At 60.9% G+C, this 12,997-nt stretch carries 14 protein-coding genes; 7 read left to right on the top strand and 7 right to left on the bottom strand.

Annotated elements, in window-relative coordinates; genetic code table 11:
- Positions 1–275 precede the first annotated feature (275 nt).
- Positions 276–572 carry a PilZ domain-containing protein gene (locus tag C4J93_RS08095; protein WP_124361816.1) on the top strand — a complete coding sequence of 99 codons (297 nt, stop codon included), beginning with the start codon at positions 276–278 and terminating at the stop codon, positions 570–572.
- A 62-nt stretch (positions 573–634) separates the two neighbouring features.
- Here C4J93_RS08095 and C4J93_RS08090 read toward each other — a convergent pair whose 3' ends face one another.
- A complete protein-coding gene (locus C4J93_RS08090) occupies positions 635–1,324 on the bottom strand; it encodes a VacJ family lipoprotein (RefSeq protein ID WP_057722960.1) in 690 nt (229 codons plus the stop codon).
- 196 nt (positions 1,325–1,520) lie between these two features.
- On the opposite strand from C4J93_RS08090, the gene C4J93_RS08085 reads away from it, so the two are divergent.
- Positions 1,521–2,129, top strand: a complete 609-nt coding sequence (locus C4J93_RS08085; protein WP_124429035.1) for an HAD family phosphatase — start codon at positions 1,521–1,523, stop codon at positions 2,127–2,129.
- A gap of 111 nt (positions 2,130–2,240) precedes the next feature.
- Positions 2,241–2,507 carry a DUF4404 family protein gene (locus C4J93_RS08080; RefSeq protein ID WP_124361814.1) on the top strand — a complete coding sequence of 89 codons (267 nt, stop codon included), beginning with the start codon at positions 2,241–2,243 and terminating at the stop codon, positions 2,505–2,507.
- A 136-nt stretch (positions 2,508–2,643) separates the two neighbouring features.
- Here C4J93_RS08080 and queF read toward each other — a convergent pair whose 3' ends face one another.
- Positions 2,644–3,474 (bottom strand): NADPH-dependent 7-cyano-7-deazaguanine reductase QueF, encoded by an 831-nt coding sequence (queF, locus tag C4J93_RS08075; RefSeq protein WP_124429034.1) that lies wholly within the window; start codon positions 3,472–3,474, stop codon positions 2,644–2,646.
- A 66-nt stretch (positions 3,475–3,540) separates the two neighbouring features.
- Entirely contained in the window at positions 3,541–3,993 is a 453-nt protein-coding gene (locus C4J93_RS08070; protein WP_372238171.1) for a plastocyanin/azurin family copper-binding protein, read from the bottom strand.
- 330 nt (positions 3,994–4,323) lie between these two features.
- On the opposite strand from C4J93_RS08070, the gene C4J93_RS08065 reads away from it, so the two are divergent.
- Together C4J93_RS08065 and C4J93_RS08060 are read left to right on the top strand one after the other, a co-directional pair.
- Entirely contained in the window at positions 4,324–5,004 is a 681-nt protein-coding gene (locus tag C4J93_RS08065; RefSeq protein ID WP_124361811.1) for a heavy metal response regulator transcription factor, read from the top strand.
- Positions 5,001–6,347, top strand: coding sequence for a heavy metal sensor histidine kinase (locus tag C4J93_RS08060; RefSeq protein ID WP_124370041.1), 1,347 nt, complete (start codon positions 5,001–5,003; stop codon positions 6,345–6,347). Before C4J93_RS08065 ends, C4J93_RS08060 begins: the two co-directional genes overlap by 4 nt.
- A 99-nt stretch (positions 6,348–6,446) precedes the next feature.
- Here C4J93_RS08060 and C4J93_RS08055 read toward each other — a convergent pair whose 3' ends face one another.
- The 3 genes from C4J93_RS08055 to C4J93_RS08045 are packed head-to-tail and all read right to left on the bottom strand — an operon-like array spanning position 6,447 to position 9,693.
- Positions 6,447–7,691, bottom strand: a complete 1,245-nt coding sequence (locus tag C4J93_RS08055) for a lipoprotein-releasing ABC transporter permease subunit (RefSeq protein WP_124366282.1) — start codon at positions 7,689–7,691, stop codon at positions 6,447–6,449.
- Positions 7,692–7,751: 60 nt separating this feature from the next.
- Positions 7,752–8,435, bottom strand: coding sequence for a lipoprotein-releasing ABC transporter ATP-binding protein LolD (gene lolD, locus C4J93_RS08050; RefSeq protein ID WP_164484517.1), 684 nt, complete (start codon positions 8,433–8,435; stop codon positions 7,752–7,754).
- A gap of 7 nt (positions 8,436–8,442) precedes the next feature.
- Positions 8,443–9,693: a lipoprotein-releasing ABC transporter permease subunit gene (locus tag C4J93_RS08045; RefSeq protein WP_124366280.1), complete on the bottom strand. Its 1,251-nt coding sequence runs from the start codon at positions 9,691–9,693 to the stop codon at positions 8,443–8,445.
- A gap of 94 nt (positions 9,694–9,787) precedes the next feature.
- Here C4J93_RS08045 and C4J93_RS08040 point away from each other — a divergent pair, with 94 nt between their 5' ends.
- Positions 9,788–10,366, top strand: a complete 579-nt coding sequence (locus C4J93_RS08040) for a PilZ domain-containing protein (RefSeq protein WP_124370040.1) — start codon at positions 9,788–9,790, stop codon at positions 10,364–10,366.
- Between the two features lie 44 nt (positions 10,367–10,410).
- Complete coding sequence (locus C4J93_RS08035; RefSeq protein ID WP_124361806.1) at positions 10,411–11,133, top strand: glycerophosphodiester phosphodiesterase family protein; 723 nt, start codon at positions 10,411–10,413, stop codon at positions 11,131–11,133.
- 42 nt (positions 11,134–11,175) lie between these two features.
- Here the strand turns inward: C4J93_RS08035 and sthA are convergent, their stop codons facing one another.
- Positions 11,176–12,570 carry a Si-specific NAD(P)(+) transhydrogenase gene (gene sthA / locus C4J93_RS08030; RefSeq protein WP_003189670.1) on the bottom strand — a complete coding sequence of 465 codons (1,395 nt, stop codon included), beginning with the start codon at positions 12,568–12,570 and terminating at the stop codon, positions 11,176–11,178.
- Between the last annotated feature and the right edge of the window lie 427 nt (positions 12,571–12,997).

The following is a 12,997-nucleotide window of genomic DNA, read 5'->3' as shown; positions in this document are numbered from 1 at the left end:
TGGGCAAACGGCGCCAGAATTAGGTTGGCGTAGGCGGCGCGGCAATGGCCGTGCTCACGTACTGGATTCGCTTTCTAGCCTCTCTGTCCTACAAAGCATTGGGATTTCGCCCATGCACAACGGTAAAGCAGAGGTGCCCTTCTAAGGCGCAGACGGTACTCCCATCCGTGAGGGGTTTCAAGCTCATGCCGATGGTCGCCGGGCGTCTTTACACCGCAAATCACCGGGAGTTATAAGAACGCTCATCACCACAACGCAAAGTAAGGATGGACTCAGTGAGCGAACACGAGCGCGACTACGCCGAAAAACGTGACTTCATCCGCATGCGGGTAGATGCCGATGTGTCCTTGATCCACGCCGGACAGGAGATCGAAGGGGTGTGCCTGGACCTGTCCAGCTCCGGCATGCAGGTGCAGGCCCCTCGCCAGTTCAGCGTGGGTGACCTGCTCACCGTGCGCATCGATTCAGAGCACGCCGCACTCAAGGGCCTTGAGGCCGATACAGAGGTGGTGTGGACCAAGGCTGCCGGCGATGAGCAGCACCTGGGCCTCAGAATCCTGAAAATGCGCTGATATGCGCCCACAAAAAAGGCGACCGTTCAAAGGTCGCCTTTTTCATTTCAAAACGTCTCAGCTTAAAAGTCGTCGACGACCTTGCCGTCCTTGACCTTGAACTCACGGTTCTGCAGGTAGGCGTTTCGGATAAAGGTGTACTTGTCGCCGCTGATCAGCTTTTCGCTGTCAAGCAGGCTGGCACGGGTGTCGACCACGTTCAGGCCGAAGGTGCTGTTGCGCCAGCCGATATCGTTCATGTAACGGTACGGTTGGGTGTAGCTGTCCACGTATTTGGACGGCGCATCGCGCAAGGTGCTTGGGCCCAGCAACGGGATCATCACGTAAGGGCCGCTGCCGACGCCCCAGTAGCCGAGGGTCTGGCCGAAGTCTTCATCACTGCGCTGCAGCCCCATTTTGGTGCCGACATCGATGAAGCCCAGTACGCCGAATGTGGTGTTGACCAACAGGCGAGCCGTGTCGACGCCAGCATTGTGAGGCTTGAGCTGCAGGACGTTGTTGGCCAGGTTGCCGACATCGCCGATGTTGCGGAAGAAGTTGTGAACGCCGTCCTGCACGAATTGCGGGGTGACGAACTGATAGCCTTGGGCGATTGGCTTGAGGGCGTAGGTGTCAACGGTGTCGTTGAAGGTGAAGATCGGGCGGTTGACGCTTTCCCATGGGTCGTCTTCGGTCGCTGCTTGGGCGGCGAACGGGGCCAACAGGACGGTGGCACACACCGATAGCTGAGCGAAGTACTGGCTCCAGCGCATAGCTTTTGCTCCTTGAATAGTCTGTCATGGGCGCTATGCCCTGAATAAGGCCGTCAGTATATGACGGAAGTGTCGATTTAGGCACTCGCAAGGAAACGACTTTCATGATTTGGACAAAATTCCTACAAATACCCACCTGTGTCATCCACTTGTCATGCCATCCCGATAGCGTTGTAACTATTTCAGGGACGTTCAGATGCCGCATGCCGAGATAGCCGTCACCACTGCCCCCGCGTTGACTGCCGTGTTGTTTGGTTTGAGTGGCTGCCTGGTGGATTTCGGTTCCCAGGCGCGCAGCGACTCCCCTTCCCCCGATTCCCAGACCACACCCGGGGCCCTGAAAATTCTGCGCAGCCTGAAGGAACAAGGCGTGCCCTGCGCCTGGCTGGATGAATTGCCGCCCTCGATCACTACGTCACTGGCCGCCACCCTGCCCGCCTGGCTCAAGGCCGCCTCGCCCTCTGCCATCCGCTGGCCGGCGCCCCACGCCTGCTGGCAGGCCTTGATGGAGCTGAATATCACGCGTCTGGACGGTTGCGTGCTGGTCAGCGGCGAGCCGCGCCTGCTGCAATCGGGCCTGAATGCCGGCTTGTGGACCATCGGCCTGGCCTCCTGCGGCTCCCTGTGCGGCGTCGCGCCGCAGCAGTGGCAAGCACTGAGCGACAAGGAACGCGAGCACAAGCGCGGCAAGGCCACCGTGGCGCTCTATGGGTTGGGCGTGCACTCAGTGATCGATCACCTCGGTGAACTCGGCACCTGCCTGGCCGATATCCGCCTGCGCCGGCTCAAAGGCGAGAAGCCCTGACAAGGATCATGCACGGTTGGCCGCAGTGGATTAATCTACAGATCAGTTCGTAGACCTTTCCCGGCGTGCCGCGGTCTATGCCAGTGACTATCGATAAAAGGAAAGAATGTCATGCCTGATCGCGAGAAGTTACAACAGCAGGCCGATATCGTGCGCAAACAGCTGGAAGATCATCCAGAGTTGCCCGCTGAAAAACGTGAAGCCCTTGAAGAGCTGATTGCCAAATTCGACGTGCAGCTACAACTGGAGCCGGCCACCCAGACCCCCAGCATCGCTGACGATGTAAACCGCGCAGTGGAAGGTTTTGAACTGGACCATCCAGGCATTGCCGGGACACTGCGCAACATCGTGATAACGCTGGGCAACATCGGCATCTAAGCTGCCCGCCAGCCAAGCACCGATCCAAAATGTGGGAGGGGGCTTGCTCCCGATAGCAGAGTGTCAGTCACAGCATCTGTGCCTGAACCTCTGCATCGGGAGCAAGCCCCCTCCCACATTTGCTTTGTGTGCAGGCTTACTGGCGCGCTAGGCGTACGTTCTGGAACGCCACCTCTTCGGTGCTGCGATACGGGTTGATATCCAACCCACCCCGACGCACATACCGCGCATACACGGTCAACTTCGCCGGCTTGAGCAAGCGCTGCAGGTCCAGGAAGATGCGTTCCACGCACTGCTCATGGAAGTCCGAGTGCTGGCGAAAGCTCACCAGGTATTCCAGCAGGCTGGCGTGATCCAGCGCCGCGCCACGGTACTCCACCACTACGCTGCCCCAATCGGGCTGGCTGGTGACTGGGCAGTTGGATTTGAGCAGGTGGCTGTGCACGCTCTCCTCCACCACCCGCGATTCGTCACAGCGCAACAATTCCGGACGCGGATGCTCGTAGCTGCTGACGTTGATATCCAGATCATCGATGCACACACCCGGCAGCGCCATCACACCTTCAGCCTCGATCTCGGCCAGGCTGCGAATGCGCACGCTCACCGGTTTGCCGGCGGCGGCACTAAGGTCGGCGCGCAAGGTGGCTTCCAGGCTCGGCGTATCGGCAAACGCGGTCTGGTTCAACGAGTTGAGGTACAGCTTGAAGGACTTGGACTCGATGATGTTCGGCGAGTCGGCCGGGATGCTGAACTCACCGATGGTCACCACCGGTTTACCGGACGGCAGCAACCAGGACAGTTCGAAGCAGTTCCAGAAATCCACGCCCTTGTAAGGCAGGGTCTCGGCGCTCAGGCCCAGTTCGGCCCACTTGGCGGCGCGAGGGATCGGGAACAGCAACGAAGGGGTGTAAGTGGAGATGTATTCACTGGACTTGCCCAGCGGCGAATGTTCGGCTGCGGGATGCATGGCGGAAACCTGGCTAAATAAACCGCACAAGTCTACCAGCCTTTGCCCGCGCCCTTAAGGAACGCCTTACTCAACGGTCAGTTTGCCGACCATGCCCGCCTGGTAATGCCCGGGAAGATTGCAGGCGAACTCAAGGTCAGTGGCTTTGGAGAACTTCCAGGTCAGCTCGGCGGTTTTGCCGGGCTCGACCAGCACACTGTTGGGATCATCGTGCTTCATCGCGCCATGGTCCATTTTACTGTGGTCCATTTCTCCCATACCGGTGGCCGTAAGCATGCCGCTGGCCTGCATCTGTAACATTTCCTTCTGGTGTTCGGCGTGCATGGCCGCGTCGCCGAGGTTGAACTCATGCAGCAACCGGCCTTTATTGACCAGCACAAAGCGCACCGTCTCACCGGCCTTGACGTCGAGGGACTTGGGCGAAAAAGAAATGTCCTGCAGCACCACTTCCACCGTGCGCGTGGCTTTTTCAGCGGCCGCCGGCTGGCCGAATGCATAGGTGTGGGCCGTATCGGCCATGGCATCGAAATTCAGCGCCAACAGGCAGCCGGCCAGGAACAGAGGTGTACGCAACGCCATCTTTCACGCTCCAAAATGGGTAACTCGCTTGACCAGCACTTTAAGGTGGCCTCGCTGCCAGCCAACTGACTGCTAGATTACAACTTTGTCAGCTTGCGCCCATACCCTGAAACCCACGGTATAAAGCCCGATCTTTTTTTGTAGGAGCGAGCTTGCTCGCGAAGGGCTTAAGCACAACACGTTAAGCCAGACAGCCCACGGTATCGTTGGCGTTTTTCGCGAGCAAGCTCGCTCCTACATAGCCCTGTACCCAACTACCAAGAGCCCTGAATGAAGCTGCTGATCGTCGAAGACCAACCGAAAACCGGCCACTATCTACGCCAGGGCCTGGCCGAAGCCGGGTTCACCACCGAGCTGGTGGCCGACGGTATCAGCGGGCAGCACCTGGCGCTGACCGGCGACTATGACTTATTGATCCTCGATGTGATGCTGCCCGGTCGCGACGGCTGGCAAATCCTGCAAGCGGTGCGCAGTGCCGGCCTGGACATTCCGGTGTTGTTCCTGACCGCGCGCGACGCGGTGGCAGATCGCGTGCACGGCCTGGAGCTGGGCGCCGACGATTACCTGGTCAAGCCCTTCGCCTTTTCCGAACTGCTCGCCCGCGTACGCAGCCTGTTACGGCGCGGCAGCAGTGCACCGCAGGAAACCTGCCTGCAACTGGCCGACCTGCGCCTGGACCTGATCCGTCGCCGCGTCGAGCGCAGCGGCCAGCGTATCGACCTCACCGCCAAGGAGTTCGCCCTGCTCGAGCTGCTGCTGCGCCGCCAGGGCGAAGTGCTGCCCAAGTCGCTGATCGCCTCGCAGGTGTGGGACATGAATTTCGACAGCGACACTAACATCATCGAAGTGGCGATCCGCCGCCTGCGCCTGAAAGTCGACGACGCCTTTCCCAACAAGCTGATCCACACCGTGCGCGGCATGGGCTATGTACTCGAGGAGCGCTTCACTTGATCAAGCGTTTGTCCCTCGCCAGCCGCCTGGCGCTGCTGTTTGCCGCCTGCACCGCCGTGGTCTCGCTGCTGGCCGGCGTGCTGTTCAACCATGCCAGCGAGGCGCACTTCATCGAGCTGGACCAGCAGCAATTGGACAGCAAACTCGTGGCGCTGCGCAGCACGTTGCAGGGGGTCGACTCGCCGCACGCGTTCGCCCAGCGCGAACCCCAACTGCGCGCCGACCTCAGCCATCAACCCGACCTCGCCTTGCGCATCACGGCGGCCGGCCAGCGCTGGCTTGACGATGCGCCGGGCGTGGCGTTGCCCGAGGCCCCCGGCCTGCATAGCCTGCAGAACGCTGGCACCGCCTACCGGGTGTATAACGCGCCGCTGAACCCTGGCCAACCCGGCTCGGCGCAATTGACCCTGATACTCGACATCACCCACCACCAGCATTTCCTGCAACGCATGCAGCGCTTGATCTGGCTGACCGTCGGCCTGTCGGCCCTGGCCACCGCACTGCTCGGCGCCTGGGCGGCGCGCAGCGGGTTGCGGCCATTGCGGCGCGTGGCTGAAGTCGCCGCCGGCGTGTCCGCGCATTCCCTGACGCAACGCTTGCCGCAACAGCAAATGCCAGCAGAACTGGCGGAGCTGGCCCAAACCTTCAATGCCATGCTGGGCCGGCTGGACGATGCGTTCCAGCGCCTCTCGGCCTTCTCCGCCGATATCGCCCACGAGTTGCGCACACCGCTGTCGAACCTGCTGACCCAGACCCAGGTCATCCTGACCCAGCCGCGCCCCTTGGAGGACTACCGCGAAGCGCTGCACAGCAACCTGGAGGAACTGCAGTGGATGGCGCAGTTGGTGAACGACATGCTGTACCTGGCCAAGGCCGATCACGGTTTGCTGGTGCCCAAGCGCGAACCTTTGGCGCTGGCCGATGAAGTGGAGGCGTTGTTGGAGTTTTTTGCGTTGCTGGCTGAAGACGCCCACGTCAGCCTGGTGCGAGAAGGCACAGCCCATACGATGGGTGATCGCGGTATGTTGCGTCGGGCGCTGTCGAACCTGCTCGATAACGCGCTGCGATTTACGCCAGCGGGCGGCGAAGTGCGGGTACGCATGGTGGACGGCGTGACACTCACGATTGAGAACACCGGGGAAGGCATTCCAGCGCAGTTGTTACCGCGGTTGTTCGATCGGTTCTACCGGGCCGACCCGGCGCGCCATGAAGGCAGCAGCGAACACGCGGGGCTGGGGTTGGCGATTACCCAGTCGATAGTGCGGGCGCATGGGGGGCGGATTTTTTGTGAGTCCGGGGTGGGGTGGACGCGGTTTGTGATCGAGTTGTCCCAGGGGGATTGATGCAGGCTGGGCCAGCCCTATCGGGAGCAAGCCCCCTCCCACATTTGAAATGCATTCCAAGTGTGGGAGGGGGCTTGCCCCCGATAGCGGTCTCAAATACTACGAATACCTGAGGGCATGCGCCGGCTCGATCTTCGCAGCCCGATACGCCGGGTAAATGGTCGCCAGAAAGCTCAACACAAACCCCGCCGAGCAAATCAGCAACACATCCCCACCTTGCAGTTCGGACGGCAGGTTGCTGACGAAGTACACATCCGAGCTGAAGATATGTTGCCCGCTCACCCGCTCCAGCCAGCCCACCAGTTCGCTCACGTTCAGCGCCGCAATCACCCCCAGCACGCCGCCGATCAGGGTGCCGACGACGCCGATTACCGTGCCCTGCACCATGAAGATCGCCATGATCTGGCGGGGCGTGGCGCCGATGGTGCGCAGGATCGCGATGTCCGCGCCCTTGTCGTTCACCACCATGATCAAGGTGGCAATGATGTTGAACGCGGCCACCGCGACGATCATCAGCAACAGCAGGCCGATCATGGTCTTTTCCATTTTCATCGCGCTGAACAGGCTGCCCTGGGTGTGGGTCCAGTCGTCCGCCTTATACGCCGCGCCGAGGCTGGCGGCGATATCGGCCGAGACCTTGGGCGCCGCGTACAGGTCCGTCACCGCCAGGCGTACGCTCTGCACCTGGTTGGGTTGCCAATGCTGGATTTCGGCCGCGTCGGCCTTGTTGATCAAGGCCATGGAGCCGTCCAGCTCGGCGCCCACCTTGAAGATACCCACCACGTTCAAACGCTGCATGCGCGGGGTGATCCCTCCCGGCGCGGTGCTGATTTCCGGGACGATCAAGGTCAGTTTGTCGCCCACGTTCAGGCGAAAGCGGCGCGCGGTGATGTCGCCGATCACCACGCCAAACTCACCGGCTTTCAAGTCTTCCAGTTTGCCGCGCACGATATGCTGGGCCACGATCGACACCTTGCCTTCCTGGGCCGGGTCGACGCCGTTGATCTCAATCGGCTGCATCGCGCCCTTGTAGGAGAACATACCGTCCATCTGGGTGAACGGTACCGCTGCCGTGACCTGGGGGTTCTTCATTGCAGCGGCGGCCACCGGCTGCCAGTCATCGATCGGGTTCACCCCCACGATGGTGGCGTGGGGCACCATGCCGAGGATGCGCGAGCTCATTTCGCGCTGGAAGCCGTTCATCACCGAAAGCACCACGATCATCGCCAACACGCCCAGGGCGAGGCCGATCATCGAGGTCATCGAGATAAACGAGACAAAACGGTTGCGGCGCTTGGCGCGGGTATAGCGCGTGCCGATGAAAATCGATAACGGTCTGAACATTCGCGGGCACCGTTGAAAAAATGAAAAAGCCCGGTTTCAAAAAAACGGGCTTGCAACAGGTCAGATAGCGACCAGATGACCTTCCTGCAAGTGCAGTACTCGGTCCATCTGGCGGGCCATGCTCATGTCATGGGTCACCACCAGGAACGCGGTGCGCATCTGGGTGCTCAGTTCCAGCATCAAGTCCTTGATGCCCTGGGCCGTGTGGGAATCGAGGTTACCGGTGGGCTCATCGAGCATCACCAGCCCTGGGTTGTTCACCAGGGCACGGGCGATTGCCACGCGCTGGCGCTCGCCGCCGGACAGCTCGGCCGGTTTGTGCTCCAGGCGATGGCCGAGGCCGACGCGCTCCAGCAAGGCCGTGGCACGCTGGCGCGCCTCCGGGATCGCGGTCTTGCCGATCAACAGCGGCATGCACACGTTTTCCAGAGCGGTGAATTCCGGCAACAGGTGGTGGAATTGATACACGAAACCCAGCGAACGGTTGCGCAGTTGGCCGCGGGCCTTTTCATTCAAGGCGGACAGCTCTTCACCGGCCAGCCACACGCTGCCCTGGGACGGCGTATCAAGGCCGCCCAACAGGTTGAGCAAGGTACTTTTGCCGGAGCCGGAACTGCCGACGATCGCCACGCGCTCGCCCGGATGGAGTTCAAGCTGCAGGTTAGCCAGCACCACCACGGATTCCGGGCCTTCCTCGTAGGATTTGCCCAGGTTGCGGCAGCTCAGGATTGCTTTTTCACTCATGCCCGATTCACTCATAACGTAATGCCTGTGCTGGCTGGGTACGTGCCGCGCGCCAGGCTGGATACAGGGTGGCAAGGAAACTCAGGACCAACGCGGCGCCGCCCACCATCAACACGTCCTGGGCCTGAACCTGGGACGGCAAGTAGTCGATGAAGTAGACGTCGGCGTTGAGAAACTTGTGGCCGAGCACTTTTTCAAGCAAGGCGATGGCGGCGCTGACATTCAGTGCGGCCAGAATCCCCAAGGCGGTGCCGATCAGGGTGCCGACCACGCCGATCACCGTGCCTTGCACCATGAAGATCGCCATGATCTGCCCCGGCGTGGCGCCGAGGGTGCGCAGGATGGCGATGTCGCCCTTCTTGTCATTCACCACCATCACCAGCGTGGAGATGATGTTGAAGGCGGCCACGGCGACGATCAGCAGCAACAACAGGCCAATCATGGCTTTTTCCATGCGGATGGCCTGGTACAGGTTGCCGTGGGTGCGGGTCCAGTCGCGGGCGTAATACTGCGATTCGCCCAGATGCTGGGCGATTTCCCAGGCGCCGCGCGGTGCCTCGAACAGGTCGTTGAACTTCAGGCGCAGGCCCTGCACCTGGTCCGGCTGCCAGCGATGCAGGCGCGCCAGGTCTGTGAGGTTGGTCAAGCCGAGGTAGCCGTCGATCTCGCCGGCGCCGACGTGGAAGGTGCCGACCACGGTAAAGCGCTTCATGCGCGGGAACATGCCGGCCGGGGTCACGGTGACCTCCGGCGCAACGAAGGTCAGCTTGTCGCCGACGCCCACACCGAGCTTGGCAGCGGCCTTGTCGCCGATGACGATGCCGAAGCTGCCGGGCGCCAGATCGTCGAGTTTGCCCTGCAACATGAACTTGTCGATGATCGAGACGTTGCGCTCCTGGGCCGGGTCGACGGCATTGAGCAGGATTTTCTGCACCTTGCCGTCATTGGTCAGCAGGCCCTGCATCTGGGTAAACGGCGCAACGGCCAGCACCTTGGGGTTCTGCTTGACCTTGGCGGCCAGGCTTTGCCAGTCACTGATGGGCGCGTCGCCCTCGATGGTCGCGTGGGGCACCATGCCCAGCACGCGGGTGCGCATCTCATGATCGAAGCCGTTCATCACCGACAGCACCACAATCATCACGACCACGCCCAGGGCGAGACCGATCATCGAGGTCAGGGAAATGAACGACACAAAATGATTGCGACGCTTTGCACGGGTGTAACGCGTGCCAATAAATACGAAGAGAGGTCTGAACATGTCGGGGCTTGTTCGGAGGAAAAGAAGACGTCCCGGTGGCGGGGTCTGGTCAGCAGCTTTACACTCAGACCATTACCGTTACCTGGGGTTCGCCATGTCGACATTAGATGAAGAAGAGCGCCGCGAATACTACCGTATCGACGACATGATCGCACTCCAAATCAAACCCCTGTCGGCCCCCGACGCGGCGAGCAAGGAAGTGTTGCTGGATGATTCGCCGCTGTTCAATCTGCTCAGTGAACTGCACCTCAGCGAATTCGAGGCCCAGCACCTGCTGCGCCAGATCAACGAAAAAGACCGCAGCCTGGCGGCGTTCCTCAAAGTGCAGAACAAACGCCTGGACCTGCTCAGCCAGGTCATGGCTCGCGGCCTGCTCGGCGAGGTGGGCGCGCCGCAGCCGGTGATCATTTCCGAAGGCGGCATCGACTTCCAGCACCCTGTGGCGCTGGCCCCGGACACACACCTGGCGGTCAAGCTGGTGCTGATGCCCCAGGCCCTGGGCCTGTTGCTGCGCGCGCGGGTCACCCATTGCGACCCCAAGGGCGAGCGCTTTGACGTGGGCACGGAGTTCGAATCCATGACCGATGCCCAACGCCAACTGCTGGCGCGCTACATCCTGCAGAAACAGGCGCAGGAACGTCGCCTGGCGCGAGAACAAAGCGACGAACTCTGAATGCGTATTCACGACGCCAGCGAGCCTGGCGCAAAGGAGCAATTGTGACCCTGATTTACGGCCATCGCGGTGCCAAAGGCGAAGCACCGGAAAACACCCTGACCAGCTTTCAGGAATGCCTCAAACACGGCGTGCGCCGCTGCGAACTGGATCTGCACCTGTCCATGGACGGCGAGCTGATGGTCATCCACGACCCCACCCTCAAGCGCACCACTGACCGGCGCGGCAAAGTCGTCGAGTATTCGGCGGCGGACCTGGTGAAGATGGACGCACGCAAAGGCGGCCCAGGCTGGGTCAACCCATGCCCGATCCCGCGCCTGGAAGAGTTGTTCGAACAGTGCGACTTCGATCACTGGCAACTGGAAGTCAAAAGCGCTTCGCGCACTCGCGCCGCGACCACCGTGCTGGCGATCCGCGAGATGGCTGTGCGGTTTGGCCTGATGGACAAGGTCACAGTGACCTCAAGTTCACGGGAAGTGTTGAAAGCGGCGGTTGACCTCACCCCAGACCTGTCACGCGGGCTGGTGGCCGAATACGCCTGGCTCGACCCGTTGAAGGTCGCGCAGAACTACGGTTGTGAGTTCCTGGCATTGAACTGGACGTTGTGCACCCCCGAACGGCTGGAAAAAGCCCAGCGCCAGGGCCTGCACGTATCCGTTTGGACAGTCAACGAACCTGCGCTGATGCGCAGGCTCGCCGACTTCGGCGTAGATAGCCTGATTACAGACTTTCCCGGTTTGGCCACTGCCACCCTCGGGAATTACTGAAATCGGTCTCCCCGGCCGGCTCAGGCCACCGGCCGGAGCCGCTCAAAAAAGCCGGTTGAGGCCGTCGTAGGCCGCTACCCGATAGGCTTCAGCCATGGTCGGGTAGTTGAACGTGGTGTTTACAAAATACTTCAGGGTATTTTGCTCGCCGGGCTGGTTCATGATTGCCTGGCCGATGTGCACGATCTCCGACGCCTGATAGCCGAAGCAATGCACGCCGAGCACTTCCAGGGTCTCGCGGTGGAACAGAATCTTCAGCATGCCTTGCGGCTCACCGGCGATCTGCGCACGCGCCATGCTCTTGAAGAACGCCTTGCCCACTTCGTAAGGCACCTTGGCCTTGGTCAGTTCGTGTTCGTTCTTGCCGATCGAGCTGATCTCCGGAATGGTGTAGATCCCGGTCGGCACGTCGTTCACGTAGCGCCAGCTGCCGTTGTCGACAATGCTGCCAGCGGCAGAACGGCCCTGGTCATGGGCGGCGCTAGCCAGGCTGGGCCAGCCGATCACGTCACCGGCGCCGTAGATGTTCGGCACGCAGGTGCGGTAGTTCTCGTCCACTTCGATCTGGCCACGGCTGTTGACCTTGACCCCGATGTTTTCCATGCCCAGCTTGTCGGTGTTGCCGGTACGCCCGTTGCACCAGAGCAAGGCGTCGGCCTTGATCTTCTTGCCGGACTTGAGGTGCAGGATTACGCCGTTGTCCAGGCCTTCGACACGCTCGTACTCTTCGTTATGACGCACGGTGATGTTGTTGTTGCTGAAGTGGTAGCTCAACGCCTGGGAAATTTCCGAGTCGAGGAAGCTCAGCAACTGGTCGCGGTTGTCTACCAGCTCCACCAACACGCCCAGGCCGCTGAAGATAGAGGCGTATTCGCAGCCGATCACCCCGGCACCGTAGATGATCAGTTTGCGCGGGGTGTGGCCCAGGCTGAGGATGGTGTCGCTATCGTAGATACGCGGGTGGTGAAAATCGATGTCCGCCGGGCGATACGGGCGCGAACCGGTGGCGATGATGATGTGCTTGGCAACCAGCTTCTCGACCACGCCGTTGGCGCAGACCACTTCGACGGTTTGCTCGTCGGCGAAGCTGCCGGTGCCGAAGAACAGATCGACGCGATTACGGGCGTAGTAGCCGGTACGCGAAGCAACCTGCTTGGAGATGACCTTTTCAGCGCTCTTCAACACGTCCGGGAACGAAAACCAGCGTGGCTCGCCGATGGCCCGGAACATCGGGTTGGTGTTGAACTGCATGATCTGGCGCACGGAGTGACGCAACGCCTTGGACGGGATGGTACCCAGGTGGGTGCAGTTACCGCCGACCTGGCGACGGCTATCGACCATCGCCACCTTGCGCCCTGCTTTGGCAGCGTTCATCGCCGCGCCTTCTCCAGCCGGGCCGGAACCCAGTACCACCACGTCGTAGTTGTAGACAGCCATGCGTACTCCTCAGAACAGGCCAGGCGTACGGTTGGACGCCTGGCTAAATCATGCCGCGGCCAGCGGGCATGAAGGACAATTTGGCTCAAGTGTGTGAACCGGGGCACAGTCTATATAAGGCTCAACGCCGCGCACATTAACCCTTGGTCGCGTCATAGGCCAGTCTTGCCATACTAACAGGCCGCTAATCAGCGTCGATTTCGGGATGAGCATTATGAAGCAACTATTTTTTTAGTGCTGAGGGTGTCAGGTGTAGAGGTTGTGGCTGAACCACCGCTATCGGGGGCAAGCCCCCTCCCACAGTTTGATTTTGCGAATACGTTCAAATGTGGGAGGGGGCTTGCCCCCGATGAGGCCCTCACTCACACCACAAAACAACAGGCATAAAAAAGCCCCGAACCAGTCAGGGCTTTTTCATTTATCGCTG

It is taken from the genome of Pseudomonas sp. R2-37-08W (assembly GCF_003851705.1).
GTDB lineage: Bacteria > Pseudomonadota > Gammaproteobacteria > Pseudomonadales > Pseudomonadaceae > Aquipseudomonas.
Note: the sequence above shows the minus strand (reverse complement) of the source record. Positions and strands in the feature narration are given on the sequence as shown.